Raw genomic sequence first — 24,794 nt, 5'->3', positions numbered from 1 at the left:
GTGCGGTCTGCTCCTAGGCTCGGGGTGTGATCGAGGTTCCTGAGGGTCTTGTCGCTGCGCAGTCGGAGTTGAGGGGTGCGGCCGGGCGGGCGTTCGTCGCCACGCTGCCGGGGCTGGCCGGGCGGTTCCTGGAGGAGTGGGGGCTGCGGCGGGACGGTCCCGCGCTGCACGGGATGTGCGCGCTGGTGCTTCCCGTGGTGCGGGTGGCGGACGGTCGGCGCGCGGCGTTGAAGTTGCAGGAGGTGAACGAGGAGACGGTGGGTGAGCCCGTCGCGCTGCGGGCCTGGGGTGCGGCGGGCGCCGGCGTGGTGGGGCTGCTGGCGCACGACGAGACCACCGGGGCGATGCTGCTGGAGCGGCTGGACGAACGGCGCCCGTTGACCGGGGTGGCGGATGTGCGGGAGGCGGTGCGGGTGCTGGCGGAGCTGTCCGCCCGGCTGGTGGCCGTACCGGCGCCGGAGGGGGTGCGGCGGTTGGGGGACATGGCCGCGCGGATGCTGGAGGCGGCGCCGGAGGCTTCCCGGGTACTGGCGGACGAGGGGGAGCGGCGGCTGCTGCTGGACTGTGCGGCGGCGGTGCGGGAGGTGGCGGGGGAGCCGGGGGGCCGGTTGCTGCACTGGGATCTGCACTACGACAACATCCTGGCCGGACGCGCGGAGGAGGGCCGGGCGGGGGAGTGGGTCGCGCTGGACCCGAAGCCGGTGGCGGGGGACCCGGGGTTCGAGCTGTTTCCGGCGCTGGACAACCGGTTCGACGCCTCGGACGTGCTGTGGCGGTTCGATGTGCTGACAGGGGTGCTGGGGCTGGACCGGGAGCGGGCGAGGGCCTGGACGCTGGGGCGGGTGCTGCAGAACGGGCTGTGGATCCGCGGCGGGGGGCGGCGGTTGCCGCCGGATCATGCGGAGATCGCCCGGCAGCTGCTGGGGCGTGGGTGACGCGTGGGTCACCCGGGGGCCGTGTGTCTACGCTGCCCTCATGATTCGTCGAGCTACTGCCGCTGATGTCCCCGCCATCCACGCCATGGTCCGTGAGCTGGCCGAGTACGAGAAGGCCCTGGACGAGGCCAACGCCACGGAGGAACAGCTGCGTGAGGCGCTGTTCGGGGAGCGGCCCGCGGCGTATGCGCACATCGCGGTGTCGGACGAGGACGGTGAGGTGGTCGGGTTCGCTCTGTGGTTCCTGAACTTCTCGACGTGGCGCGGGGTGCACGGGGTGTACCTGGAGGATCTGTACGTGCGTCCGGAGCGGCGTGGTGGTGGGCACGGCAAGGCGTTGCTCGCGGAGCTGGCGCGGATCTGTGTGGAGCGGGGGTACGGCCGTCTGGAGTGGTCGGTGCTGGACTGGAACGCCCCGTCCATCGCGTTCTACGAGTCGCTGGGTGCGCGCCCTCAGGACGGGTGGACGGTGTACCGGCTGACGGACGGGGCGCTGGCCGGGCTCGGGGGGCGCTGAGCCGGGGCCGGGACTCAGGGGCGCTGGAGGTCACGTCCCGGGTTCGTGGGCCGTGCCGCCTTCCCGAGCTGGGCCAGGGCCAGGGTGGCTGCTTCGATGCCGCTGTGGAACGAGACCTCGCTGAGCAGCCCGGGTGCGGCGACCTGGTCACCGGCGAGGAGGATTCCGTTGCCGCGGTCGACGGCGGGGCGGTCGCGCCAGGTGGTGCCGGGTTTGTCGACGGCGCCGGTGCGGCCGGACGCGAGGGAGTCGCGGCGCCAGGTGGTGCGGTCGCGCCAGCCGGGGAAGCCGAGGTCGAGGAGCTGTCCGGCGCGGTGGAGGGCATCGGCGCGCGGGGTGTCCGGGGCGAGGGGGATCTGGCCCTGGACGAGCTGTTCGCCCCGGGGAGCGAGGGTGGGGTCCTGGGCGGTGAACCGTTCGATCCAGCCCGGGGCGTCGAGGTCGGAGAGGACGAACGGGTCGCCGCGCCGGGTGCGTACGGCGAGGTCGATCAGAGCCGTCCGGCCGCTCTCCCAGGTCAGGGTGGGGTCGTCGAGCAGGGTGCGGGCGGCGGCGAGGTGGGTGGCGACGATCACCGGGCCGCTGCGTGCGAGGTCCCGCAGGGTGCTGGTGCCGACGCGCTCGGCCGTTTCGATGCGTACGCCGAGGTTCCAGGCGCGGGTGGCCATCCGTTCGACGATCTCGGTCCAGCCGCCGGCGGGGTAGCGGGCTTCGGGCGGCAGGGCCGTGGCGCGGCGGAGCCGTTCCTGGACGAAGGCGGCGGAGAGCGATCCGGGGTCGTGGTGGAAGAGCGCCACGCCCATGTAGTGGGCGGCCGAGCGGGCGCCTTCCTCGCCTGCCCGTGCGGCGGCCCAGCTGTGGAAGTCGGTGTCGACGGGGGCGCGGCGGGTGCTGCGGCGGGCGAGGCGGAGCAGGGCGAGGGGCGGGGTCCTGCGCAGTGCTCCGTTGCGGTGGAAGAGGAAGCGGGTGCCTTCGAGGGGCGGTACGGAGGCGATCGGCCCGAGGAGGCCGCGCCGTTCGAGCCAGGTCCAGTGGGGTCCGCGGCGGTACAGGGCGTGGGGTCCCTCGTTGGTGCGGTAAGGGCCTTCCGCGGTCCTGGCCCGGCCGCCGAGGGTGTGGTGGGCCTCGTACAGGGTGACGGGTGCCCGTGACTCCGCGGCGGTGATGGCCGCGGCCAGTCCGGCGAGGCCGCCGCCGATGATGTGGATGCGCTGCATGGCTGTGTCTCCTCGCGGTGGGCGCTTGTGTGCAGGGGACGGCCGGCCGGGGTGGTTCTGTGACATCGGGTCCTGGTGTTGTCAGTGGTGTGCGTCACCATGGGGGGCATGGCGGGCAGAGGCAACACGGGCGGCAGGGGTGCGGAGGACGAGGTGGCGGAGGTCCGTCGGCCGGAGGTCCGGCTGCCCCCGCTCGTCGCGTACGACGGGCAGGGGCTGGAGCCGGACGGGGATTACGACGGCGTGTGCTTCGAGGAGACGGACCTCACGGACGCGTCGGGTCCCGGTGCGCGCTTCATGGACTGTGAGCTGCGGGGGTGTGCCCTGGACCGTACGGAGCTGGTGCGGGCCCGGTTCATCGACTCGGTGCTGACGGGCGTACGGGGCGTGGGCACGGATCTCGCGGGGGCGTCGCTGCGGGATGTGGAGGTGGTGGACGCGCGGCTGGGCGGGGTGCAGCTGCACGGGGCGGTGCTGGAGCGGGTGCTCGTCCGCGGCGGGAAGATCGACTACCTGAATCTGCGCAAGGCGCGGCTGACGGACGTCGTGTTCGAGAGCTGTGTGCTGTCGGAGCCGGACTTCGGTGACGCGCGGCTGGTGCGGGTGGAGTTCCGTGACTGCGTGCTGAAGCGGGCCGACTTCAGCGCCGTCCGGATGGAGTCGGTCGATCTGCGGACGGTGGCCGAGCTCGATATCGCGCGGGGGGTGGAGCGGCTCGCGGGGGCGGTCATCAGTCCGTCCCAGCTGATGGAGCTGGCTCCGGCGTTCGCCGCGCAGATCGGGGTGCGGGTGGAGGCCTAAGGGCTGTCCCCGGACGGGTGCCGGGTCTCAGAGGCGGGGGAAGCGGGCCTGGAGGTCCCAGACGACGGGGTTGTCGGCCAGGCCCTCGTGCATGTCGGCCAGGTCGGCGATCAGGTCGTGCAGGAAGTCACGGGCCTCGCGGCGCAGGAGGGAGTGGCTGAAGGTGAGCGGGGGCTCGTCGCCGGGCATCCAGTCGGCTTCGACGTCCACCCAGCCGAAGCGGCGTTCGAAGAGCATGCGGTCGGAGGATTCGGTGAAGTCCAGCTCGGCGTACTGCTGGCGGTGCGAGCGGTTGCCACGGGGGTCCCGGTCGATCTGTTCGACGATGTCGCAGAGTGCCCAGGCGAAGTCGAGGACGGGCACCCATCCCCAGGCTGTGGATACTTCGCGGTCCGCCTTGGTATCGGCGAGGTAGACGTCGCCGGAGAACAGATCGTGCCGCAGGGCGTGGACGTCCGCGCGGCGGTAGTCGGTCTGCGGGGGGTCCGGGAAGCGCCGGGAGAGGGAGTAGCCGATGTCGAGCACGGTTCGATGGTGTCATGCCCGGTGAGCGACCCGCGCCGGGCGGGCGGCCCGGTCCGTTCGGCCGCAGCCGAGTGCGCTGCGCACAGCCTCGGTGACGCCGTCGCCCACGCCGGTCTCGGGGGAGGAGGCCGCGGTGCTCGTCCCCGTGCCGTCCGGGTCCCCGCTCGAAGGCGAGGCCGTCCGCGGTGGGCCGCGGCGGAGGCCGGCGCTCCGCTCGCCTGCATAGGATCACCGGTGTGGATCAGCGAACAGCGGCACGCCGCACCGTGCCCGGCGCAGCCCTGCTGCTCGCCGTGATCACCCTCGCCACCACCTGCACGGCGGGCCGGGGCGGGGTCGTGGGCACTCCGGGTGCCGCCGGGCTGCGCGATCCGTACTTCCCCCGGCTCGGCAACGGCGGCTACGACGTCACGCACTACGACCTGGCCCTCGACGTCGACACCGCGTCGGAGCAGCTGAGCGGCACGGCGGTGATCACCGCCCGGGCCACCCAGGACCTCAGCGCGTTCAACCTGGATCTCACCGGGCTCGACGTCCGGTCGGCCACCGTCGAGGGGCGGCCGGCCTCCGTGAACCGGGCGGGCGGCGAGCTGACGCTGCGGCCGGACGACGATGTGGAGGACCGCCTCCGCACGGGCCGGACCTTCCGCGCCGTCGTCCGCTACTCCGGTGCCCCCCGGACCGTCACCGATGCGGACGGGTCCCGGGAGGGCTGGCTCAGGACGGAGCACGGGGCGGTCGCGCTCGGGGAGCCCGCCGGTTCCCCGGCGTGGTTCCCGGGCAACCACCACCCGGGCGACAAGGCCTCGTACGACGTCCGGATCTCCGTCCCCGACGGGCAGACCGCCGTCTCCAACGGGGAACTGACGTCCCGTCGCACGGCCGGCGGGCGCACGGTGTTCCACTGGCGCACCCGCGAACCCATGGCGAGCTACCTCGCGACCGTCGCGGTTGGCCGGTACACGCTGAGGCACGACGTCACTCCGGACGGCCTGCCCGTGGTCACCGCCGTGCATCCGGAGGCCGCCGGGCCGAGTGCCGCCGTGCTGGCCCGCATTCCGGAGGTCATGGAGTGGGGGGTGCGGACGTTCGGGCCGTACCCCTTCGCGTCGACCGGGGCGATCGTCGGCCTGGACGAGGACGCGGAATACGCCCTGGAGACGCAGAACCGGCCCTTCTTCCCCGGGCCGCCCGATGCCGGCCTGCTCGTCCACGAGCTGGCCCACCAGTGGTTCGGCAATTCCGTCACGCCCGCGAGCTGGCAGGACATGTGGCTCAACGAGGGCTTCGCGACCTACGCGGAATGGCTCTGGAGCGAGGGCCACGGGGGCGCGGCGGTGCGGGAGCACTTCGACGAGGCGTACGAGGACGAGGCGAACTGGGCTTTCCCGGCGGGCCGTCCGCCCGGTGCCGCGGACCTGTCCCGGCCTCCGGTGTACGGGCGCGGGGCGATGGTCGTCCACCGGGTCCGGGAGGAGATGGACGACGACGAGGCCTTCTTCGGCCTCGTCAGGGGCTGGCTGGAGGCCCACCGGCACGGCAACGCGTCGACGGACGACTTCACCGCATACGCGGAGCGGGAATCCGGTCTGGATCTGACGGAGCTGTGGGACACCTGGCTCAACGGCAGGAGCCGGCCCGCCCGGGGCTGACCGGCTTCCGTTCCGTACGGGCTGCTCCACGTCGAGTCCGGCCGTCGCGTCACCGCTCACCGGCGCGCTCGTCGACGCCGACGATCCCGGCCGCTTCCCGGGTGCCGCAGCCCTGCTCCATGAGCGGGGAGCACGCATGCCGCTCCCGGGCGAGCCTGCCGTCCCCCGGCCTCTGTTCCTGCGCATCCCGCCGTCCGTCGACGCCCCTTGACCGGGGTTGTTGCGACGATCACCAGGACGCGAGGACAGGCCGGGGGATCCCGTGGATCAGCGGCTACGTCAGAGGTTGACGCCGAAGTCCTGCGCGATGCCGCGCAGGCCCGAGGCATAGCCCTGGCCGACCGCGCGGAACTTCCACTCGGCACCGTTGCGGTAGAGCTCGCCGAAGACCATGGCGGTCTCGGTGGCGGCGTCCTCGCTCAGGTCGTAGCGGGCGAGCTCGGTGCCGCCGGCCTGGTTGATGATGCGGATGAACGCGTTGCGCACCTGGCCGAAGTTCTGGCTGCGGGTCTCGGCGTCGTAGATGGAGACCGGGAAGACGATCTTGTCGATGTCCGCCGGGAGGCCGGACAGGTTGACGTTGATCTGCTCGTCGTCGCCCTCGCCCTGGCCCGTGACGTTGTCACCGGTGTGGACGATGGTCTGGTCCGGCGTCGCCTTGTTGTTGAAGAAGACGAAGTGGCCGTCGGAGTAGACCTTGCCGGCCGTGTTGACGGCGATCGCCGAGGCGTCGAGGTCGAAGTCGGTTCCGGTGGTGGTGCGGACGTCCCAGCCGAGGCCGACCGTGACGGCGGTCAGGCCCGGGGCCTCCTTGGTGAGCGAGACGTTGCCGCCCTTGGACAGGCTTACTGCCATGGGAAGTCCCTTTCCTCGTCGTGTGCGGGCTTCGTGCCATCACGAAAGCTACCGTCACCCGTCCTAACGCAGGCAGTGGGCCACGAGGTTCCTGCCCGCTTTACTTTCTTTACCGAACTTCTGACCGAATGCTCGCAAAACAAGGTGACGAACGGGCTGCGGGGCAGGGAACATGGGTGTCATGTCCGGGCCCTACGTCATCCGCGGTTCGGTCTCCCTGCCGGAGGCCGAGCTCATGTGGCGTTTCTCGAGGTCCTCCGGGCCCGGTGGGCAGCACGTCAACACCAGCGACTCCCAGGTGGAGCTCCGCTTCGACCTGGCGGCGACCGAGGCACTGCCAGAGGTCTGGAAGGCACGGGCGCTGGAGCGTCTTGCGGGCCGGCTGGTGGGTGGGGTCCTGGCGGTACGCGCCTCGGAGCACCGCTCCCAGTGGCGCAACCGCGAGACGGCCGCCGTGCGGCTGGCCGCGCTTCTGGCGGAGGCCACGGCGCCGCCGCCGAAGCCGCGCCTCAAGAAGAAGATCCCGCGGGGCATCAACGAGCGCCGGCTGCGGGAGAAGAAGCAGCGCGGCGACACGAAGCGCGGCCGCTCCGGCCGCGACTGGTAGATCCCCCGGGTTCCGCGCGACCGGACGGGTTGACCCCTCCCGTCCTCCGTCCGACCGGACCGGTTGACCCCTCCCGTATCGCGGCCGCGACCGGCGATCCGGGGACCTGACCGAGGAATCCGCCCGCACGCCGAGGCCCGCGGGGCGTGGTGTCAGGTCCGCGCCCCATGGGCCGCTCCGAGGCGGCCGTGCCGCGAGGGTGAGCCGGTCAGGCCGCGGTGGTGAGCCGGGCGACGGCCAGGCGCGTCAGCTCACGGTCGTGAGGTGTGTCGTCCCGGGCGCGGTGCAGGGTCAGCCTCTCGATGAGCGCGTCCAGTTGCCGGGCCGTGGCGGCGTCGAAGTGTCGTTCGAGGAGGCGCCGGCTGCGCGGCATCCACGCCTGGGTCAGCCTCCGGTACTCCGGGCGGCAAGGGTGGAGAGCCCCTGGGTGAGGACCAGGTCGCGGTGGGGTCCCTCGGAGAGAGCATGTGGATGAGGTCGGTGACGGCCTCTCGGGCCGTACGCCTCCTCAGCCCAGCCTGCGGTAGCGGCCCTTGAAGTACGCCAGTGGTTCGCCGTCCGCGCTCGGCAGCGAGGCGGTCAGTACGCGGCCGATCACCAGCGTGTGGTCGCCGGCCAGGACCCGCTGCTCGGTGCGGCACTCCAGGGTGGCGAGTGCCCCGCCCACGAGGGGCGCGCCCGTCACCTCTCCACGGATGTAGGGGACGTCCTCGAACAGCAGCCGGTCGCTGATCCGGCCCTTCATGGCGAAGCGTCCCGCGATGTGCCGCTGGCTCTCCGCGAGTACGGACACCGTCCACAGCGGTTGTTCTGCCAGCAGGTCGTCCATCCGTGAGCCGTTGCGCAGGCTCACCATGACCAGCGGCGGGTCCAGGGAGACCGAGACGAAGGCGGTCGCCGTCATTCCGACGTCCTCGCCCCGCCCGTGCTCGTCGAGCGGCGGTTCCTGGGCGGTGATCAGCACCACGCCCGCGGCCAGGCGGGCCAGGGCGGCGCGGAATTCGTCGTTGCTCACCCCCTCAGCATGGGGGACGGCTTCCGGTCGCGGGGTGGGGGGAGTCCTGTGCAGCACACCGGGCACGCTAGCGCCGGACGCCGCGCCGTCGCATCAGGCCGGAGGACCAGCCGGGTCCTAGGACTCCCGGACCAGGGTCCCGGCGGCGGGTCCCGGCGGAGTGGATTTGCGAACAGGAAGGGATGGCGGGCCACACGGGACAACTGCGCCTCCTTTACCGCCTGTTGTGACTTGAATCACAGAGCGCATTATTTGTTGACCCTGTGTACCGGGTGCGAAGCTCACTGTGATTCAGTGAGTGTGACACTGCAATTACGTACGTCGATATGAAGCCTGGAGTTGCTGTCGAGGTCTCGGGGAGTGCGAGCGATGGAGGCCGAGTCGGAGCCGTATGTCCGCCTTGCGACCATGCGGCAGTTGCACCAGGCCGTCGCTGACCTCAATACGGCGCGCAGTCTGGCGGACACGCTGCAGACCGTGGCCGACGGCATCGTCACCGGCCTCGGCTACGAACTGGGCTGTGTGAATCTGGTCCGCCCCGACGGCGACCTCGTCGTCGCCGCCCTCGCGGGAAACTCCGCGGCGGAGGCCCTGATCACCGGTCGAGTCGGCTCCCGCGACTCCTGGGAGCGCCGGCTGTCCATGGGTGAGGCCTGGGACGGCCTCCGGTTCATACCGCACACCGAGGGCTGGGTCCTGCTCGACGACGACGTGCCGCAGTGGCACACCGAGGGCCCCGAGCCGCGCTTCGAGGACGAGTGGCACCCCCTGGACCGTCTCTACGCCCCCATGTACGCCTCCGGGGGAGGTCTGGACCTCCTGGGTGTCCTCTCCGTCGACCGGCCGCGCAACGGCCGCCGGCCCGGCGCCTGGGGCCGGGAAGCCCTGCAGATGTACGCCTCCCAGGCAGCCATTGCGATCAGTAACGCACGGCTCCGAGCAAATATGCAGCGCGCCCTGGTCAGACTCGAGCGAGAGCAGCAGGCGCTGCGGGCCAGTGAGGAATCCTTCCGTCAGGCGTTCGAGTACGCCCCCAGCGGCATGGCCATCGCCGCCGAGATGGGCGGCGACCAGCACGGCAGACTGCTGCGCACCAACGACGCGCTCTGCCGTCTCCTGGGCCGTCCCGCCTCCGTGCTGCGCCGCTATTCCTTCGCCGATCTCGTCCACCCCGAGGACATCGGCACCCTGCTCCGCACCTCCGCGGAAGGCGGCCGGGCGGAGCTGCGGCTGGGGCGCAGGGACAGTACGTACCTCTGGGTCTCGCTGCGCAACTCCGTCGTCGCCGACACGGCCGACGGTCCGCGCTTCCTGCTCACCCACGTCGAGGACATCGAGGAGCGCAAGCGCAACGAGCTCAATCTCGCGCACCGTGCCTCGCACGACGCGCTCACCGGCCTCCCCAACAGTGCCGAGCTGCGTTCCCGCCTCAGTGACCGGCTGTGTGAGAGGCCTCACTCGGTCGCCACCACCGCGATAGAGGCGCTGGACGCGGCGTACGGGGACGAGGCGCCGGCCGGGCACGGCTACCGCGCGGACGGCTACGAGGCGGAAGCGGTCCCGGACATCGGTCCGTACGACCACCACGTGCACGTCGTGGCGCCCGACATGGAGCGGGACGACGGGGCCAAGGGGCTGGCGGTGCTCTTCTGCGACCTGGACGGCTTCAAGTCCATCAACGACCGTTTCGGACATCACACCGGTGACGCGGTTCTCATCGAGGTCGCCCGGCGGCTCACCACCTGTGTGCGCGACGGGGACACCGTCGCGCGGCTCGGCGGTGACGAATTCGTCGTCCTCGCGGACGGTCTGGGGGCGGCAGATGCCGCAGATCTGGCCGTACGCTTGCGTAATGCCATCATTCCGCCCATCCGGGTGGACGGCCGGGCCGTCAGGGTCGGGGCGAGTTTCGGTATCGGCTGGGCCGAGTGCGGGATGACCGTGGAAGAGATCCTGCGCTCCGCCGACCAGCGGATGTACGTGGAAAAGCGGTCCCGGTCGAAGGTTCACCGCCGGGCCGGCTGACGTTCACGCCCCGGCTGTCCCCGTGGCCCGCCCGGCTTCCGGGTGGGTCGACGGCAATTCGTCGCGTGCTCCGTTCGGGGTAGGCTCGGCCGGTCGGCGACGGCTGGCGACATGGTGAGGAGTGACCCAGGGATGACGGCCGGAAACAACGGCGCGAGCAAGCCCGAGGACGACGATCCGTTCGGCTACCTGTACGAGGACGGGCGGGCGGCAGGTGCCCAGCCGCCCGGCCAGGGCGGCTACGGCTACCCCGGCCCCGTCGCGCAGCCCGGCGTGCCCAGAACCTCGTACAACCAGGTGCGGACCGTCGGCGAGCGCCAGTACGGGCAGGTCCCGCAGCAGCAGGTGTACGGCCAGCAGTCCCCGCCGCCGCAGCACGGGCAGAACGGCCGGCCGAACCCGCAGTACGCGGCGCCCGAGACCTACCCCGGCGGCGCGCCCACCGGCCCGGTGCCGCCGCACGGCGGCGGCAGGGGCGCGGGCTCCGGCCGGGGCGGTCCCAACACCAAGGCGCTGCTGATCGCGGCGGTCGCCGTGGTCGCGGTCGTGCTCATCGGCATCGGGGCTGCCCTGATGACGGACGACGACTCCGCCGACAAGAAGAAGGACGAGGCCTCGACGTCGTCCGGTCCGGCGGGTGAGGTCAAGGAGTCACCGGAGCCCGAGAAGTCCACCGAGCCGTCCAAGGAGCCCGTCGAGCTCCCCGAGCAGGACGCGGCGACGCTGACGCTCGGCGGCTCGGCCGCCCTGGACAACTCGGTCAAGGGCGCGAAGAGCGCCAACGGCCAGTACATCAACCTCAACCAGGTCGGCCGTTCGGCGGCCTGGACGGTCGACGTGCCCGAGAGCGGCCCGTACACGCTCTACGTGACGTACGGCGTGCCCGGCAAGGACGCCAAGACGTCCCTCACGGTCAACGACGAGGAGCCCCGCTCCATCAACATGAAGAACTTCGCGCACGCCGCGGAGGGCGATCTGGAGAAGGGCTGGACGACCACGTTCGCGTACGTGCAGCTCGACAAGGGGTCGAACACGCTCATGCTGTCGTGCCGCGAGGGCGACCAGTGCGACGCCAACCTGGACCAGCTGTCGCTGAAGTCGGGTCACGTCAAGTAGAGCTGATCGAGCGGAACGCCACCACCGTCCCGGTCTTCGCCCCGTGCGAGCCGGGACGTGGTGTTTCCTGCCCGCCCGGGGACGCTCAGGCCGCGGACGCGTGCTGTTCGACGGTGACGCGGGGCAGCAGGTCCGCGTAGGCCGCGCGGTCGAACTCACCGGCCGCCGGAGCCAGTACGGTCGCCGTCGAGAGGGCCACCGCGCGGGCCAGCCGGTCCGGCCAGTCCAGCCGGTCCACGAGCCCGGACAGCAGCCCGGCGACGGCGGAGTCGCCCGCGCCGGTCGGGTTGCCCCGCAGGGCGGACGGCGGCGCGGCCCGCCAGATGCCGTCCGGCGTGGCGGCGAGCAGCCCCTCCGCCCCCAGGGAGGCCACGACGCTGTGGGCGCCCCGGCGGCGGGCGTCGAGGGTGGCGCGCAGGGGTTCACGGGCGCCGGTGAGCCGGGCGAGCTCGTCGGCGTTCGGCTTGACGAGGTCGGGGCGGGCGGCGATGCCGCGGCGCAGCGGTTCGCCGCCGGTGTCCAGGAGCGCCGGGACGCCGGCCGCGCGGGCGAGGCGGATCAGCTCCGCGTACGCGCCGACGTGTATGCCGGGCGGCAGGCTTCCGCAGAGGGCGACCGCGTCGGCTCCGGGGAGCAGTTCGCCGTACGTCCTCAGGAACGCGGCCCACTCGTCGGCGCCGATGTGCGGTCCGGGTTCGTTGAGCTGGGTGGTGTCGCCGGTGGCGCGGTCCACGACGGCGGTGGTGCGGCGGGTGTTCCCGGCGACGGTGACGAGGGCTTCGGTGAGCGGTGCGTCGGTGGCGTGGCGGGGGAGGTTCCCGAGCAGGTCGCGCAGGACGGCTCCGGTGGTGCCTCCGGCGAAGCCGGTGACCACGGTGGCGTGCCCCAGCGCGGAGAGCACCCGGGCCACGTTGACGCCCTTGCCGCCGGGGCGTTCGGACATCTCGCTGATCCGGTGGCTGGTGTGCGGGACGAGGGCGGGGACGGCGTACGTCAGGTCGAGTGCCGTGTTCAGCGTGACGGTCAGTATCACCCGCACCGGCCTCCGGTTCCCTGGTCGTTCGTCCTGTGCGCCGTCTCCTCCGCGGCGCCGCCCGGGTGATCATGCCAAAGAGGCGGCGGCCGTCCCAGCCCTCCGGGACAACCGCCGTCTCTTCGTTACGTGTTCAGCGCCCTGTCAACGGGAGGACGCCTTCATCCGGTCCGCGCGAGGGACGGCTCGACGATCCACTCGCCCCGGCGCATGACGCCCCTGAGCGCGAAGTCGGCGTCCAGGACCACCAGGTCGGCGTCCTTGCCCGGGTCCAGCGAGCCGACCCTGTCGTACAGGCCGAGCAGCCGGGCCGGGTTGGCGGAGATGGACCGTACGACGTCGTCGACGGGGATGCGGTCGATCGTCACGGCCCTGCGGAACGCGGTGTCCAGGGTGAGGGTGGAGCCCGCGATGGAGCCGCCCTCGACCAGGCGTGCGACCCCGTTCGTGACGTCGACGGCGAGCGGGCCGAGCTGGTAGCGGCCGTCGCCGACGCCGGCCGCGTCCATGGCGTCGGTGATCAGCGCGACCCGGTCGGCGCCCGCGTGGTGGTAGGCCATCTCCAGGGCGGCGGGATGCAGATGCGTGCCGTCGTTGATCAGCTCGACGGTGATCCGCTCGTCCTCCAGGAGGGCCGCGACCGGACCGGGTGCGCGGTGACCGAGCGCGGGCATCGCGTTGAAGAGGTGCGTGGCGACCGTGGCGCCCGCCTCGATGGCCTCGATGGTCTGCTCGTACGTCGCGTCCGTGTGCCCCACGGCGGCGATGACCCCGTGCTCGGCGAGCAGCCGCACGGACTCGATGCCGCCCGGCAGTTCGGTGGCGAGGGTGACCATCTTCGCCGTACCCCGTGCCGCGTCGAGCAGCTTGCGGACCTCGGCGGGGTCGGGGTGGCGGAGCAGTTCCTCGCTGTGGGCGCCCTTGCGGCAGGGGGCGATGAAGGGCCCTTCGAAGTGGACGCCGGCGATCTCGCCCTGCTCCACCAGCTCGGAGAGCATCCCGGCCTGCCGGGCCAGGAAGTCCATGTCGCCGGTGACGGTGGAGGCGACGACGGTCGTGGTGCCGTGCTCGCGGTGCACCCGGGCGCCGGTGAGGACGTCCTCGGCGGTGCCGGTGGCGAAGGAGGCGCCGCCGCCGCCGTGGTTGTGCATGTCGACGAAACCGGGGACCACCCAGTGGCCCGAGAGATCGACGGTCCGGGCGCCCTCCGGCGTACTGCCGGCGATCCGGGTGCCCTCGACGATCACCCGGCCGTCCTCGACGGTCCCGGTGGGAAGCACCACCCGGGCACCTGCGAGAACTGTGCTGTCTGCGCGTCCGGCCATCAGTCGGATACCTCCGTGGAGAGAAGATCCCAGGCGAGCAGCCCTGCGCCCAGGCATCCGGCGGTGTCCCCGAGGGCCGCCGGGACGATGTGGGGCAGCTTCTGGAACGTGACCCGTTCCTCGACGGCCGCACGCAGTGGTGTGAACAACGTTTCCCCCGCCTCGGCCAGACCGCCACCGATGATGAGCGTGCCGGGGTCCAGCAGGGTGAGCGCGGTGACCAGTCCGGCGGCGAGCGCGTCGACGGCGTCCTCCCACACGCGCAGTGCCGCGGGGTCGCCCGACGCCACGGCCTTCGCGCAGTCGGCGGCATCGGCGTCCGGGTCCCCGGAGGCGGCGGCCCAGGCCCGGGACACCGCGGACGCGGAGGCGAGGGTCTCCAGGCAGCCGCGCTGACCGCATCCGCAGTCCGGGCCGTCCGGCCGGACCACGACGTGGCCGATCTCGCCCGCGTACCCGTGGGCTCCTGCCTCGATGCCGCCCGCGATGCCGATGGCGCCGGCGATTCCGGTGCCCAGCGGCACGAACAGGAAGCGGTCGGCTCCCTTGCCGGCGCCGATCCGCCCTTCGGCGAGGCCGCCGGTCCTGACGTCGTGGCCGAGCGCCACGGGTATGCCGCCGAGCCGCTCGCCGACGAGTGTCCGCAGGGGCACGTCCCGCCAGCCCAGGTTGGCGGCGTAGACCGCGATCCCGCGCTCCGCGTCGATGATCCCGGGCACGGCCACCCCGGCGGCCACGCAGCCCTCGCCGAACCGGTCCCTGCCGTGCGCCTGGAGATCCGCGGCGAAGCCGAGGACGGTCTCCACGACGGCTTCCGGGCCGCGCTCCCTGCCGGTGGCCCGGCGCGCCTCGTGGAGCAGGGTGCCGTCGGCCCCGACCAGTGCGGCCTTCATTCCTGTGCCGCCCACATCGAGGGCGATGACGTGTCTCACGGGGACAGTTTCGCCCGTCACCCCTAAAAGGTCTAGTCCACTATCGTGGTTTGTTGAGCATGCATACAAAATGACCCTGCTAGATTGCCGAATCGATACGGCGGTGGTGTAGACCTCCGTGCGGTCGTGAGGCAGGATCGCCGGTCACCGACGGACGTGACCGGCAGGAACCGATGTAGGGATGGACAGGGCTGTGCAGCGGCGCTTTGTGGGTCTGACCGCGGCGATAGCCGCACTCGGCATGACGGCAACGTTGTCGGGCTGCGGAACGGGGAGCGGCTCGGGGGAGGTCACCCTGAAGCTGGTCGCGGCCGACTACGGGACCGACGCCGCGAGCAGCTCCGAGAAGTACTGGAGCGATGTCGCGGGGAAGTTCGAGAAGGCCAACCCCGGCATCAAGGTCGATGTAGAGGTCCACTCCTGGAAGGACGTCGACCGCGAGGTCGCCGCCATGGTGAAGGCCGGCGAGGCCCCCGACATCGCGCAGATCGGGGCGTACGCCGACTACGCCAAGGCGGGCAAGCTCTACACCTCCGACGAGATGCTCGCGATCCGTACCGAGTCGAACTTCCTGCCCTCGCTCAGCGACGCGGGCAAGGTCGACGGCAGCCTCTACGGACTGCCGTTCGTGGCCAGCACCCGGCTGCTCTTCTACAACAAGGGACTGTTCTCCAAGGCGGGCATCGACGCCCCGCAGACCTGGGACGACATCCGGAGCGATGCCGCCGCGCTCAAGCAGCGCGGCGTGACGTACCCCTTCGCCCTGCCGCTCGGCCCCGAGGAGTCCCAGGCCGAGACCCTGATGTGGATGCTCAGCGGGGGCGGCGGTTACACGGACGACGTCGGCAACTACGCCATCGACTCCCCGGCCAACGTCGAGACCTTCAACTGGCTGAAGAACAACCTCGTGGGCAAGGGCCTCACCGGGCCCGTCGCCCCCGGGGAGCTCGACCGGGCGAAGGCGTTCGAGGCGTTCGCGAAGGGCGAGGTGGGCATGCTCAACGGCCACCCGACGCTGATGCAGGAGGCCGAGAAGAAGGGCATCGACGTCGGCATGGTGCCGCTGCCCGGGCGCGACGGGCCGACCGAGGGCTCCATGGGCGTCGCCGACTGGATGATGGGCTTCAAGCAGAACGAGCACCGCGAGGAGATCGGCACGTTCCTCGACTTCGTGTACACGGACGACAACGTGATGGCCTTCGCCGACCGGTACGACCTGCTCCCGGTCACCGGCAGCGCGTCCCTGGCGATGGAGTCCGACGGGAAGCACGAGGCGCTGCACGCGTTCCTGGCGGCGCTGCCGAACTCCACGCTGTACCCGTTCGGCAAGACCTCCTGGGCGCAGACCAGCGAGTCGATCAAGGAGAAGATCGGCACCGCGGTCGAGCCGAACGGCAACCCGGAGAGCGTGCTCGGGGACATCTCGGGGCTGGCGCGGCAGGTGGAGAGCGCGGAGTAGGTTGGTTGATATGACCGCCGACCCCGCCGCCCCGCTCTCCGACCAGGAACGCGCGGTCCTGGCCGTGGAGCGGCGCTCCTGGTCCGGCCCCGGTGCGAAGGAGCGGGCTGTACGCGAGCAGCTCGGCATGTCGCCGGTCCGCTACTACCAGCTCCTCAACGCCCTCCTCGACGACCGCCGCGCGCTGGAGGAGGACCCGGTGACGGTGAACCGCCTGCGGCGGGTCCGGGACGCGAGGCGGGGCCGGCGCTGAGGCGCCCGCCCGCACGGAGTCCCGCACACCAGGGCGTGGTCCGGACCTCCGGCTCCGGACCGCCGAAGAGGCCTCCCGATACGCTCGGGGCATGGGCAATCCGGACCACCCCCTGCCGACCCCGTCCACCCAGGCCGGCCGTGAAGGCCTCGCCGCACTCCTCGCCCGGCCCGGCCGGGCCGTCGTCGCGCTCGACTTCGACGGCACACTCGCCGACATCGTCCCCGACCCGGAGCGGTCCCGCGCCCACCCGGGCGCGGTCCCGGCTCTCTCCGCGCTCGCACCCCGGGTCGCCTCCGTCGCCGTGATCACCGGCCGCCCGGCCGACGTCGCGGTCCGCTACGGCGGCTTCGCCGGGGTGCCGGGCCTGGACCACCTCGTCGTCCTCGGGCACTACGGCGCCGAACGCTGGGACGCCGTCACCGCCACCGTGCACGCCCCCGACCCGCACCCCGGCGTCGCGGCCGCCCTGGCGGAGCTGCCCGCGGTGCTGGAGCGGACCGGGGCCGGGAGCGGCACCTGGATCGAGGAGAAGGGGCGGGCGGTCGCCGTCCACACCCGCCGGGCCTCCGCACCGCAGGCCGCCTTCGACGCCCTGCGCGGCCCGCTCGGCAGCCTCGCCGCCCGGCACGGCCTGATCGTCGAACCGGGCCGCCTCGTCCTGGAGTTGCGCCCGCCGGGCGTGGACAAGGGCGTCGCGCTCGCGGAGTACGTACGGGAGACCGGCGCCGAGTCCGTCCTGTACGCGGGCGACGACCTCGGTGACCTCGCCGCGTACGCCGCGGTGGAGGAGCTCCGCACCGCGGGCACCGCCGGCCTGCTGGTCTGCAGCGGCACCGAGGTCCCCGAACTCGCCCGGCGCGCCGACCTGTCGCTGCCGGGCCCGGCAGCGGTGGTGGGCCTGCTCGCGGCCCTCGCCCAGCACCTGGAGAGGTCCTAGGGCACCCGGCCGGACCGGGCCGGGACCGCGAGGACCCGGCCCGGTCCGGCCGGGAGGCCTAACCCCGCAGCGCGTCCAGCTGGTCCAGGAACCACTGCTGCGGCGGCAGCGAAGTCGCCGCAGCGGCGAGGCGCTTCGTGCGGGCGACCCGCTCGTCGCCGTCCATCGTCAGCCCCTCGTGCAGGGCCGCCGCCGTGGCGGACACGTCGTACGGATTGACCACGATCGCGTCCTCGCCCAGCTCCTCGTACGCCCCCGCCTCCCGGGAGAGGACCAGCGCGCAGCCGTCGTCGGAGACGACCGGGACCTCCTTGGCGACCAGGTTCATGCCGTCGCGGATGGGGTTGACCAGGGCCACGTCCGCCAGCCGGTACGCCGCCAGCGAGCGCGCGAAGTCGTCGTCGACCTGGAGCAGGACCGGGGTCCAGTCCGGGGTGCCGTACTGCTCGTTGATCCCGTCGGCGACCCGCTGGACCTCCGCCGTGTAGTCGCGGTACACCGAGAGGTCCTGCCGGGAGGGGTAGGCGAACGCCACGTGCACCACCCGCTCGCGCCACTCGGGGCGCTCCTCCAGCAGGGCCCGGTAGGCGTGCAGGCCGCGCACGATGTTCTTGGAGAGCTCCGTGCGGTCCACCCGAACGATCGTCTTCCGCCCGGCGCCCACCTGCCGCCGCAGCGTCGCCATCCGCTCGTCCACGTCCGCCTCGTGGGAGCGGCGGCGCAGGAAGTCCGCGTCGGCGCCCAGCCCGTGCACCCCGATCCGGGTGCGGCCGGTGCCGCCGAGGATCTCCGTACAGCAGCTGATGAACGCGTCCGCCCAGCGGCGGGTCAGGAACGCGGCCCGGTCGGCGCCCAGGATGCCGCGCAGCAGCTGCTCGCCGATGTCGTCGGGCAGCAGCCGGAAGTAGTCCACGGGTGCCCACGGGGTGTGGGAGAAGTGACCGATCCGCAGGTCGGGGCGGAGCTCGCGGAGCATGCCGGGCACCAGCGAGAGGTGGTAGTCCTGCACCAGGACCTCCGCGCCGACGCCCGCCTCCTCGGCGAGCGCCTCGGCGAAGGCCCGGTTGTACGCCTCGAAGGAGGCCCACTGCCGGCGGAACTCCGCGTCGAAGACGGGCTCCACCGGCGTGTCGTAGATCATGTGGTGGACGAACCACAGCACGGAGTTCGCGATGCCGTTGTACGCGTCGGCATGGACTCCGGCGTCGATGTCGAGCATCCGGACACCGGGCTCGCAGACGCCCCGCCGGGTCGCCTCGCGGTCGCCGTCGCCCAGGGCGGCGCACACCCACATCTTGTCCTCGACGGCGCTGAGGCCGGAGACGAGACCGCCCCCGCCGCGCTTCGAGTCGAGCGTGCCGTCCGCACGCAGCGCGTACGACACCGGGCCGCGGTTGGACGCGACGAGGACCTGGGCAGCGTGCTCGGAGACCATGTACCCGAATCTAGCCCGTTCGGGGAGCCGCCAAACGTGCGGCCGCCCCGACCGCTACGCCGCGTGGCGGGACGCGTACTCCGCGATCTCCCGCATCGGCGGCCGCTCCTGCGTGTCCACCGCGTGGGTGCGCGGTACGAAGCCGTCCGCGCCCCGCTCGAACTGGGTGATCGAGGGCCGCACCAGATGCCCACGGGAGAGCCGCAGCTGCGCGGTGCGGTAGATCGCCGCGGCCATCCTGCCGAGCGCCTGGCCGTCCTGGTGCCGGTGTTTGCGTACGCCGACGTCGACCTGCGCCAGCGCGTCCAGGCCCACCGTGTGCAGTGCGTCCACGAGCAGGCCCAGCTCGACCCCGTAACCGACGGGGAAGGGGAGCCGTTCCAGCAGGGAGCGGCGTGCCGCGTACTCGCCGCCGAGCGGCTGGACGAATCCGGCCAGTTGCGGCCAGTGCAGATTGAGCAGCGGGCGCGCCACGAGCTCGGTGACCCGGCCTCCCTGGCCTGCGGTGTCTCCCAACGGCCGGTCGTACATGGCCTTGACGAACTCCACCTCGGGGTCGGTCAGCAGGGGGCCGACGATCCCGGAGACGAAGTCCGCCGAGAAGTCCCTCAGGTCCGCGTCGATGAAGCAGACGATCTCCCCGCTGGTCACCAGCAGTGACCGCCACAGCACTTCGCCCTTGCCCGGGACGGCGGGCAGGGACGGGAGTATCGCGTCCCGGTGCACGACGCGGGCGCCCGCCCGCCGGGCGACCTCGGCGGTGGCGTCGGTGGAACCGGAGTCGATCACGACCAGCTCGTCGACGAGCCGGACCTTCTCCATGAGCTCGCGCCGGATCTCCGCGACGATCGCGCCGACCGTCGCCTCCTCGTTCAGCGCGGGCAGCACGACACTCACACCGGCACGGTGCGGATCCCTCGCCCGCGCGGCCGTGAGCCGTTCGACCGGGCGGTCGGCGACCGACCAGGAACGCCTGGTCAGCCAGCGTTCCACCTCTTCCAGCACGGTCGGTACTCCCTGTCTGTGATCCATCTCGCGGTTCGGACGACTCTCTCCCTCGCCCGGGGCTTCGGTTACAGTCTTGAACAACGCGGATGGCCCTCGCATGTCGGGGTCGGTCCGCGAATAAATGCCCGGATCGATGGTCCGGTGCCATAGCGCTCATCCAGAGGGACTGAGGGAACGGCCCGTTGAAGTCCCGGCAACCCTCCTGCCGACCGCGAGGTCACGGTGGGGAAGGTGCCAATTCCGTCTTGTGGCGAAATACGTCGCGAGGAAGATGAGGAGAAAGGGCCTCCGCCATCATGGCCGTGCAGACAGTTGCAACGAACAACAATTCTTCCGCCGTGGACCTCGGTCCCGCCGTAGCGCTTTCCTGCCGCGAATGCGGCGAGCGTTTCGAGCTCGGTCCCATCTTCGCCTGTGCGTCCTGTTTCGGGCCGCTCGAAGTGGCGTACGACCTGCCGAGCGGCTCCCCCGAAGAGCTGAAGAAGCGCATCGCCGAAGGCCCGGACAACATCTGGCGCTACGCGCCGCTGCTGCCGGTTCCCTCCGACGTCGCGGACAAGCCCAACATCAACCCCGGCTTCACGAAGCTGGTCAAGGCCGACAACCTCGCCCGTGAGCTGGGCGTCACCGGTGGCCTGTACGTCAAGGACGACTCCGGCAACCCGACGCACTCCTTCAAGGACCGCGTCGTCGCGATCGCCGTCGAGGCCGCCCGTGCCTTCGGATTCACCACTCTGTCCTGCTCCTCCACCGGCAACCTCGCCGGTGCCGTGGGTGCCGCCGCGGCTCGCGCCGGCTTCCGCTCCTGCGTGTTCATCCCGCACGACCTGGAGCAGGGCAAGGTCGTCATGGCCGCGGTGTACGGCGGTGAACTGGTCGGCATCGAGGGCAATTACGACGACGTCAACCGCTTCTGCTCGGAGCTCATCGGGGACCCGCTCGGTGAGGGCTGGGGCTTCGTCAACGTCAACCTGCGGCCGTACTACGGCGAGGGCTCCAAGACCCTGGCGTACGAGATCTGCGAGCAGCTCGGCTGGCGGCTGCCCGACCAGCTCGTCATCCCGATCGCGTCCGGATCACAGCTCACGAAGATCGACAAGGGTCTCCAGGAGCTGATCAGGCTCGGCCTGGTCGAGGACAGGCCGTACAAGATCTTCGGTGCCCAGGCCGAGGGCTGCTCCCCGGTCTCCACCGCGTTCAAGGCCGGCCACGACGTCGTGCGGCCGCAGAAGCCGAACACGATCGCCAAGTCCCTGGCCATCGGGAACCCGGCCGACGGCCCCTACGTCCTGGACATCGCCCGGCGCACCGGCGGCGCCGTGGAGGACGTCGACGACGAGCAGGTCGTCGACGCGATCAAGCTGCTGGCCCGCACCGAGGGCATCTTCGCGGAGACCGCGGGCGGTGTGACGGTCGGTGTGACGAAGAAGCTGATCGAGGCCGGCCTGCTCGACCCGACCCTGACCACCGTCGTCCTGAACACCGGTGACGGGCTGAAGACGCTGGACGCCGTCGCCCCGACGACCGGCCTGGCGGCCACGATCCGGCCCAGCCTGGAGGCGTTCCGCGCCGCGGGCCTCGCCGCCGCCAACTGACCACCCGAGACCGAAGGAAGGCATCCACATGAGCGTCAAGGTCCGCATCCCCACCATCCTCCGCACCTACACGGGCGGTCAGGCCGAGGTCCCGGCGGAGGGAGCGGTCCTCTCCGAGGTCATCGCGTCCCTGGAGAAGAACCACCCGGGCATCGCGGCCCGCGTCCTGGACGACCAGGGCAAGCTGCGCCGCTTCGTGAACGTGTACGTCAACGACGACGACGTGCGGTTCGAGGGCGGCCTGGAGGCGGCCACCCCGGACGGCGCCGGCATCTCGATCATTCCCGCCGTCGCCGGAGGCTGACCCCCGGACGCGGCGCGCGGGGCCCGAGGGTTCCGCCCGACCGCGTGGTGAACATCATTGCCCCCTCCGCGAGAGAAGCGGAGGGGGCAATTCTGCAGGGTTGAGCACGGTACAGTTGGGGAAGCCCCCTCAGCTGCCCGTGCCGCCCGCATATGAGAATGCGCCCGGTCGCGACAAGAAGCAGCCAAAGTACGTGAACTCTTTGCGGCATAAGTGGCCTTTGCCCGGCCCGACTTGCCCAGGAACATCACGGGTCCTCCCCATCCGGGTGTTCAGGCGTGCCCAGAATTCTCGTCCGATTGACCTGTTGCAGAGGGCAGTTGGGCAGATACATTCAGCCGCGGTCGACGCGTTCCGGCGCACGCCACCCTCTCCTGTCGGAGGGTGAGTTCTGACCCGGGCCCGCGAAGTGCGGACCTGCGCAAGGGCCAGTAATAGGGGAGTTAGGCATGGCTCAGGGCACCGTCAAGTGGTTCAACGCGGAGAAGGGGTACGGCTTCATCGCGGTCGACGGTGGTGCGGATGTTTTCGTCCACTACAGCGCGATCCAGATGGACGGGTACCGCACCCTCGAAGAGGGTCAGCGAGTTGAATTCGAGATCTCGCAGGGCCAGAAGGGGCCGCAGGCGGACATGGTCAAGCTCGCCGTCGGCTGAGCTCGGCGCGGTCGGCCAACGACACTACTCACGCACGCAGGGTCCGTACCTCCGAAGAGGGGGGTACGGGCCCTGCGTGCGTCCGTGTGCCCCCTCGCCGCTGTCCACGGACGGGGGTGACGCTTGCACTCGCAGGGGTCGAGTGCTAATCATTGGCGTTAGCACTCTCCAGGTGAGAGTGACAGAACTTGGACCGGGCCGGTGAGGCCCGCAGGCTCTGTGGGGCAAGGAACCACAGAGCACGCTGGCCGTCCGTCGCGGGCGCCTCTCGGTCCGGAGAAATCCACCCCTGTCCGGGAGGACCACTTCACATGGCCAAGATCATCGCGTTCGACGAGGAGGCACGGCGCGGTCTCGAGCGCGGGATGAACCAGCTCGCCGACGCCGTCAAGGTCACCCTCGGCCCCAAGGGCCGAAACGTCGTCCTCGAGAAGAAGTGGGGCGCGCCCACGATCACCAACGATGGTGTTTCCATCGCCAAGGAGATCGAGCTCGAGGACCCGTACGAGAAGATCGGTGCGGAGCTGGTCAAGGAGGTCGCCAAGAAGACGGACGACGTCGCCGGCGACGGTACGACCACCGCCACCGTTCTCGCCCAGGCGCTCGTCCGTGAGGGCCTGCGCAACGTCGCCGCGGGTGCCAACCCGATGGCTCTCAAGCGTGGCATCGAGAAGGCCGTCGAGGCCGTCTCCGCCGCTCTGCTGGAGCAGGCGAAGGACGTGGAGACCAAGGAGCAGATCGCTTCGACGGCCTCCATCTCCGCCGCCGACACCGAGATCGGCGCCAAGATCGCCGAGGCGATGGACAAGGTCGGCAAGGAAGGCGTCATCACCGTCGAGGAGTCCCAGACCTTCGGTCTGGAGCTCGAGCTCACCGAGGGTATGCGCTTCGACAAGGGCTACATCTCGGCGTACTTCGCCACCGACATGGAGCGTATGGAGGCGTCGTTCGACGACCCGTACATCCTGATCGTCAACTCCAAGATCAGCAACGTGAAGGACCTCCTTCCGCTGCTGGAGAAGGTCATGCAGTCGGGCAAGCCCCTGCTGATCATCGCGGAGGACGTCGAGGGCGAGGCCCTGTCGACCCTGGTCGTCAACAAGATCCGTGGCACCTTCAAGTCCGTCGCCGTCAAGGCTCCGGGCTTCGGTGACCGCCGCAAGGCCATGCTCGGCGACATCGCCATCCTCACCGGTGGCACCGTCATCTCCGAGGAGGTCGGTCTCAAGCTGGAGAACGCCGGCCTGGACCTGCTGGGCACCGCCCGCAAGGTCGTCATCACCAAGGACGAGACGACGATCGTCGACGGTGGCGGCGACAGCGACCAGGTGCAGGGTCGCGTCAAGCAGATCCGTGCCGAGATCGAGAACTCCGACTCGGACTACGACCGCGAGAAGCTCCAGGAGCGCCTCGCGAAGCTGGCCGGCGGCGTGGCCGTCATCAAGGCCGGCGCCGCCACCGAGGTGGAGCTCAAGGAGCGCAAGCACCGCATCGAGGACGCGGTGCGCAACGCCAAGGCCGCCGTCGAGGAGGGCATCGTCGCCGGTGGTGGCGTGGCTCTGCTCCAGGCCTCGGCCGTCTTCGACAAGCTCGACCTGACGGGCGACGAGGCCACCGGTGCCAACGCCGTCAAGCTCGCGCTGGAGGCCCCGCTCAAGCAGATCGCCGTCAACGGTGGTCTCGAGGGTGGCGTCATCGTCGAGAAGGTCCGCAACCTGCCGATCGGTCACGGCCTCAACGCCGCGACCGGCGAGTACGTGGACATGATCGCCGAGGGCATCATCGACCCGGCGAAGGTCACGCGCTCCGCCCTGCAGAACGCCGCGTCCATCGCCGCGCTCTTCCTCACCACCGAGGCCGTCATCGCCGACAAGCCGGAGAAGGCCTCCGCGGCCGCTCCGGGCGGCATGCCGGGCGGTGACATGGACTTCTGATCCCTCGGGATCAGCGGCTCCACGCAGTACCTGTTCGACGCCGGCCCCCGGGATCCGTCCCGGGGGCCGGCGTCGTTCCCCGGCCGGGGCGGTACCGGATACTGATGGCCCCGTGCACCCACCCAGAAGGAGCGCGCACCGGTGACGACCGACTCCCGGACAGGGCCGCCCAGCTCCGGCAGCGAGCGCGAGACTCTGCGGGCTTTTCTCGACTACCACCGCGCCACCCTGGCCATGAAGTGCGAAGGACTGGACGACGAGGAACTGCGGCAGCGGTCGATGCCCCCGTCCAGGCTCTCGCTGCTCGGGCTGGTGCGGCACATGGCCGAGGTCGAACGGGCCTGGTTCCGCCGCGTGTTCGAGGACAACGAGGCGCCGATGCTCTGGTCCGACCGGATCGACTTCCAGGCCGCGTACGACGCGAGCGCCTCGACCAGGCAGGAGGCGTTCGGCGCCTGGGAGGCAGAGGTGGAGAACTCGCGCCGCGTCGAGCGGGACGCCGGGTCCCTGGATCTGCTGGGCTTCCAGCCCCGCTGGCAGAAGGAGGTGTCGCTGCGGATGGCGATGGTGCACGTGCTCCTGGAGTACGGCCGCCACAACGGGCACGCGGACTTCCTGCGCGAGGGCGTCGACGGGACCGTGGGGGCCTGAGGCT

At 71.3% G+C, this 24,794-nt stretch carries 24 protein-coding genes, 1 pseudogene and 1 riboswitch; of the genes and pseudogenes, 15 read left to right on the top strand and 10 right to left on the bottom strand.

Going from position 1 to position 24,794, the window contains the following annotated elements; genetic code table 11:
- Nucleotides 1-26 precede the first annotated feature (26 nt).
- The gene (locus AB0F38_RS12285; protein WP_361890632.1) at nucleotides 27-935 is read left to right on the top strand and encodes an aminoglycoside phosphotransferase family protein; all 909 of its coding nucleotides are present in this window, start codon (nucleotides 27-29) and stop codon (nucleotides 933-935) included.
- Between the two features lie 40 nt (nucleotides 936-975).
- The gene (locus AB0F38_RS12280) at nucleotides 976-1,452 is read left to right on the top strand and encodes a GNAT family N-acetyltransferase (RefSeq protein ID WP_361890629.1); all 477 of its coding nucleotides are present in this window, start codon (nucleotides 976-978) and stop codon (nucleotides 1,450-1,452) included.
- 14 nt (nucleotides 1,453-1,466) lie between these two features.
- Here AB0F38_RS12280 and AB0F38_RS12275 read toward each other — a convergent pair whose 3' ends face one another.
- A complete protein-coding gene (locus tag AB0F38_RS12275; protein WP_361890627.1) occupies nucleotides 1,467-2,669 on the bottom strand; it encodes an NAD(P)-binding protein in 1,203 nt (400 codons plus the stop codon).
- Between the two features lie 99 nt (nucleotides 2,670-2,768).
- Between AB0F38_RS12275 and AB0F38_RS12270 the strand changes: the two genes are divergently transcribed.
- The gene (locus AB0F38_RS12270; RefSeq protein ID WP_361890624.1) at nucleotides 2,769-3,470 is read left to right on the top strand and encodes a pentapeptide repeat-containing protein; all 702 of its coding nucleotides are present in this window, start codon (nucleotides 2,769-2,771) and stop codon (nucleotides 3,468-3,470) included.
- 27 nt (nucleotides 3,471-3,497) lie between these two features.
- Here AB0F38_RS12270 and AB0F38_RS12265 read toward each other — a convergent pair whose 3' ends face one another.
- Nucleotides 3,498-3,995, bottom strand: coding sequence for a hypothetical protein (locus tag AB0F38_RS12265; RefSeq protein WP_033297163.1), 498 nt, complete (start codon nucleotides 3,993-3,995; stop codon nucleotides 3,498-3,500).
- Between the two features lie 293 nt (nucleotides 3,996-4,288).
- On the opposite strand from AB0F38_RS12265, the gene AB0F38_RS12260 reads away from it, so the two are divergent.
- Nucleotides 4,289-5,647: a M1 family metallopeptidase gene (locus AB0F38_RS12260; RefSeq protein ID WP_361890715.1), complete on the top strand. Its 1,359-nt coding sequence runs from the start codon at nucleotides 4,289-4,291 to the stop codon at nucleotides 5,645-5,647.
- 279 nt (nucleotides 5,648-5,926) lie between these two features.
- On the opposite strand, the gene AB0F38_RS12255 is transcribed toward AB0F38_RS12260, so the two are convergent.
- Entirely contained in the window at nucleotides 5,927-6,502 is a 576-nt protein-coding gene (locus tag AB0F38_RS12255) for a TerD family protein (protein WP_361890621.1), read from the bottom strand.
- 172 nt (nucleotides 6,503-6,674) lie between these two features.
- Here AB0F38_RS12255 and arfB point away from each other — a divergent pair, with 172 nt between their 5' ends.
- Entirely contained in the window at nucleotides 6,675-7,109 is a 435-nt protein-coding gene (arfB, locus tag AB0F38_RS12250; RefSeq protein ID WP_361890618.1) for an alternative ribosome rescue aminoacyl-tRNA hydrolase ArfB, read from the top strand.
- Nucleotides 7,110-7,317: 208 nt separating this feature from the next.
- Here the strand turns inward: arfB and AB0F38_RS12245 are convergent.
- A pseudogene (locus tag AB0F38_RS12245) lies at nucleotides 7,318-7,606 on the bottom strand (TetR family transcriptional regulator); the annotation flags it as partial.
- Nucleotides 7,607-7,617: 11 nt separating this feature from the next.
- The gene (locus tag AB0F38_RS12240; RefSeq protein WP_361890615.1) at nucleotides 7,618-8,124 is read right to left on the bottom strand and encodes a flavin reductase family protein; all 507 of its coding nucleotides are present in this window, start codon (nucleotides 8,122-8,124) and stop codon (nucleotides 7,618-7,620) included.
- A gap of 369 nt (nucleotides 8,125-8,493) precedes the next feature.
- Between AB0F38_RS12240 and cdgB the strand changes: the two genes are divergently transcribed.
- Complete coding sequence (gene cdgB, locus AB0F38_RS12235) at nucleotides 8,494-10,149, top strand: diguanylate cyclase CdgB (protein ID WP_361890612.1); 1,656 nt, start codon at nucleotides 8,494-8,496, stop codon at nucleotides 10,147-10,149.
- 132 nt (nucleotides 10,150-10,281) lie between these two features.
- A complete protein-coding gene (locus AB0F38_RS12230) occupies nucleotides 10,282-11,265 on the top strand; it encodes a carbohydrate-binding protein (RefSeq protein ID WP_361890609.1) in 984 nt (327 codons plus the stop codon).
- Nucleotides 11,266-11,350: 85 nt separating this feature from the next.
- On the opposite strand, the gene AB0F38_RS12225 is transcribed toward AB0F38_RS12230, so the two are convergent.
- From AB0F38_RS12225 to AB0F38_RS12215, 3 genes are all read right to left on the bottom strand, one after another.
- Nucleotides 11,351-12,298 carry a 1-phosphofructokinase family hexose kinase gene (locus AB0F38_RS12225; protein ID WP_361890712.1) on the bottom strand — a complete coding sequence of 316 codons (948 nt, stop codon included), beginning with the start codon at nucleotides 12,296-12,298 and terminating at the stop codon, nucleotides 11,351-11,353.
- Between the two features lie 161 nt (nucleotides 12,299-12,459).
- Entirely contained in the window at nucleotides 12,460-13,623 is a 1,164-nt protein-coding gene (gene nagA, locus AB0F38_RS12220; protein ID WP_361890606.1) for an N-acetylglucosamine-6-phosphate deacetylase, read from the bottom strand.
- Nucleotides 13,623-14,555 carry an ROK family protein gene (locus AB0F38_RS12215; RefSeq protein ID WP_361890603.1) on the bottom strand — a complete coding sequence of 311 codons (933 nt, stop codon included), beginning with the start codon at nucleotides 14,553-14,555 and terminating at the stop codon, nucleotides 13,623-13,625. Before AB0F38_RS12215 ends, nagA begins: the two co-directional genes overlap by 1 nt.
- 181 nt (nucleotides 14,556-14,736) lie before the next feature.
- Between AB0F38_RS12215 and AB0F38_RS12210 the strand changes: the two genes are divergently transcribed.
- From AB0F38_RS12210 to otsB, 3 genes are all read left to right on the top strand, one after another.
- Nucleotides 14,737-16,014 (top strand): extracellular solute-binding protein, encoded by a 1,278-nt coding sequence (locus AB0F38_RS12210; RefSeq protein WP_361890600.1) that lies wholly within the window; start codon nucleotides 14,737-14,739, stop codon nucleotides 16,012-16,014.
- A 10-nt stretch (nucleotides 16,015-16,024) separates the two neighbouring features.
- Nucleotides 16,025-16,267: a DUF3263 domain-containing protein gene (locus tag AB0F38_RS12205; protein ID WP_361890598.1), complete on the top strand. Its 243-nt coding sequence runs from the start codon at nucleotides 16,025-16,027 to the stop codon at nucleotides 16,265-16,267.
- A gap of 91 nt (nucleotides 16,268-16,358) precedes the next feature.
- On the top strand, nucleotides 16,359-17,207 hold the full coding sequence (otsB, locus tag AB0F38_RS12200) for a trehalose-phosphatase (RefSeq protein ID WP_361890595.1): 849 nt from the start codon (nucleotides 16,359-16,361) through the stop codon (nucleotides 17,205-17,207).
- Nucleotides 17,208-17,265: 58 nt separating this feature from the next.
- Here the strand turns inward: otsB and AB0F38_RS12195 are convergent, their stop codons facing one another.
- Together AB0F38_RS12195 and AB0F38_RS12190 are read right to left on the bottom strand one after the other, a co-directional pair.
- The gene (locus tag AB0F38_RS12195) at nucleotides 17,266-18,642 is read right to left on the bottom strand and encodes a trehalose-6-phosphate synthase (RefSeq protein WP_361890593.1); all 1,377 of its coding nucleotides are present in this window, start codon (nucleotides 18,640-18,642) and stop codon (nucleotides 17,266-17,268) included.
- Nucleotides 18,643-18,696: 54 nt separating this feature from the next.
- A complete protein-coding gene (locus AB0F38_RS12190; protein WP_361890591.1) occupies nucleotides 18,697-19,647 on the bottom strand; it encodes a glucosyl-3-phosphoglycerate synthase in 951 nt (316 codons plus the stop codon).
- Nucleotides 19,648-19,800: 153 nt separating this feature from the next.
- Nucleotides 19,801-19,928: riboswitch (SAM riboswitch) on the top strand.
- An 18-nt stretch (nucleotides 19,929-19,946) separates the two neighbouring features.
- On the opposite strand from AB0F38_RS12190, the gene thrC reads away from it, so the two are divergent.
- From thrC to AB0F38_RS12165, 5 genes are all read left to right on the top strand, one after another.
- Complete coding sequence (gene thrC, locus AB0F38_RS12185) at nucleotides 19,947-21,245, top strand: threonine synthase (protein WP_361890588.1); 1,299 nt, start codon at nucleotides 19,947-19,949, stop codon at nucleotides 21,243-21,245.
- Nucleotides 21,246-21,273: 28 nt separating this feature from the next.
- A complete protein-coding gene (locus AB0F38_RS12180; RefSeq protein WP_361890585.1) occupies nucleotides 21,274-21,549 on the top strand; it encodes a MoaD/ThiS family protein in 276 nt (91 codons plus the stop codon).
- 449 nt (nucleotides 21,550-21,998) lie between these two features.
- Nucleotides 21,999-22,205, top strand: a complete 207-nt coding sequence (locus AB0F38_RS12175) for a cold-shock protein (RefSeq protein WP_003967346.1) — start codon at nucleotides 21,999-22,001, stop codon at nucleotides 22,203-22,205.
- 311 nt (nucleotides 22,206-22,516) lie between these two features.
- Nucleotides 22,517-24,139 carry a chaperonin GroEL gene (gene groL / locus AB0F38_RS12170; protein WP_361890583.1) on the top strand — a complete coding sequence of 541 codons (1,623 nt, stop codon included), beginning with the start codon at nucleotides 22,517-22,519 and terminating at the stop codon, nucleotides 24,137-24,139.
- A 141-nt stretch (nucleotides 24,140-24,280) separates the two neighbouring features.
- Nucleotides 24,281-24,790 (top strand): DinB family protein, encoded by a 510-nt coding sequence (locus AB0F38_RS12165; protein WP_361890580.1) that lies wholly within the window; start codon nucleotides 24,281-24,283, stop codon nucleotides 24,788-24,790.
- Nucleotides 24,791-24,794: the final 4 nt, after the last annotated feature.

It is taken from the genome of Streptomyces sp. NPDC025273, assembly GCF_040638585.1.
In the GTDB taxonomy this organism is placed as follows: domain Bacteria; phylum Actinomycetota; class Actinomycetes; order Streptomycetales; family Streptomycetaceae; genus Streptomyces; species Streptomyces cinereorectus.
This window is presented reverse-complemented; position numbering and strand designations above follow the sequence as displayed.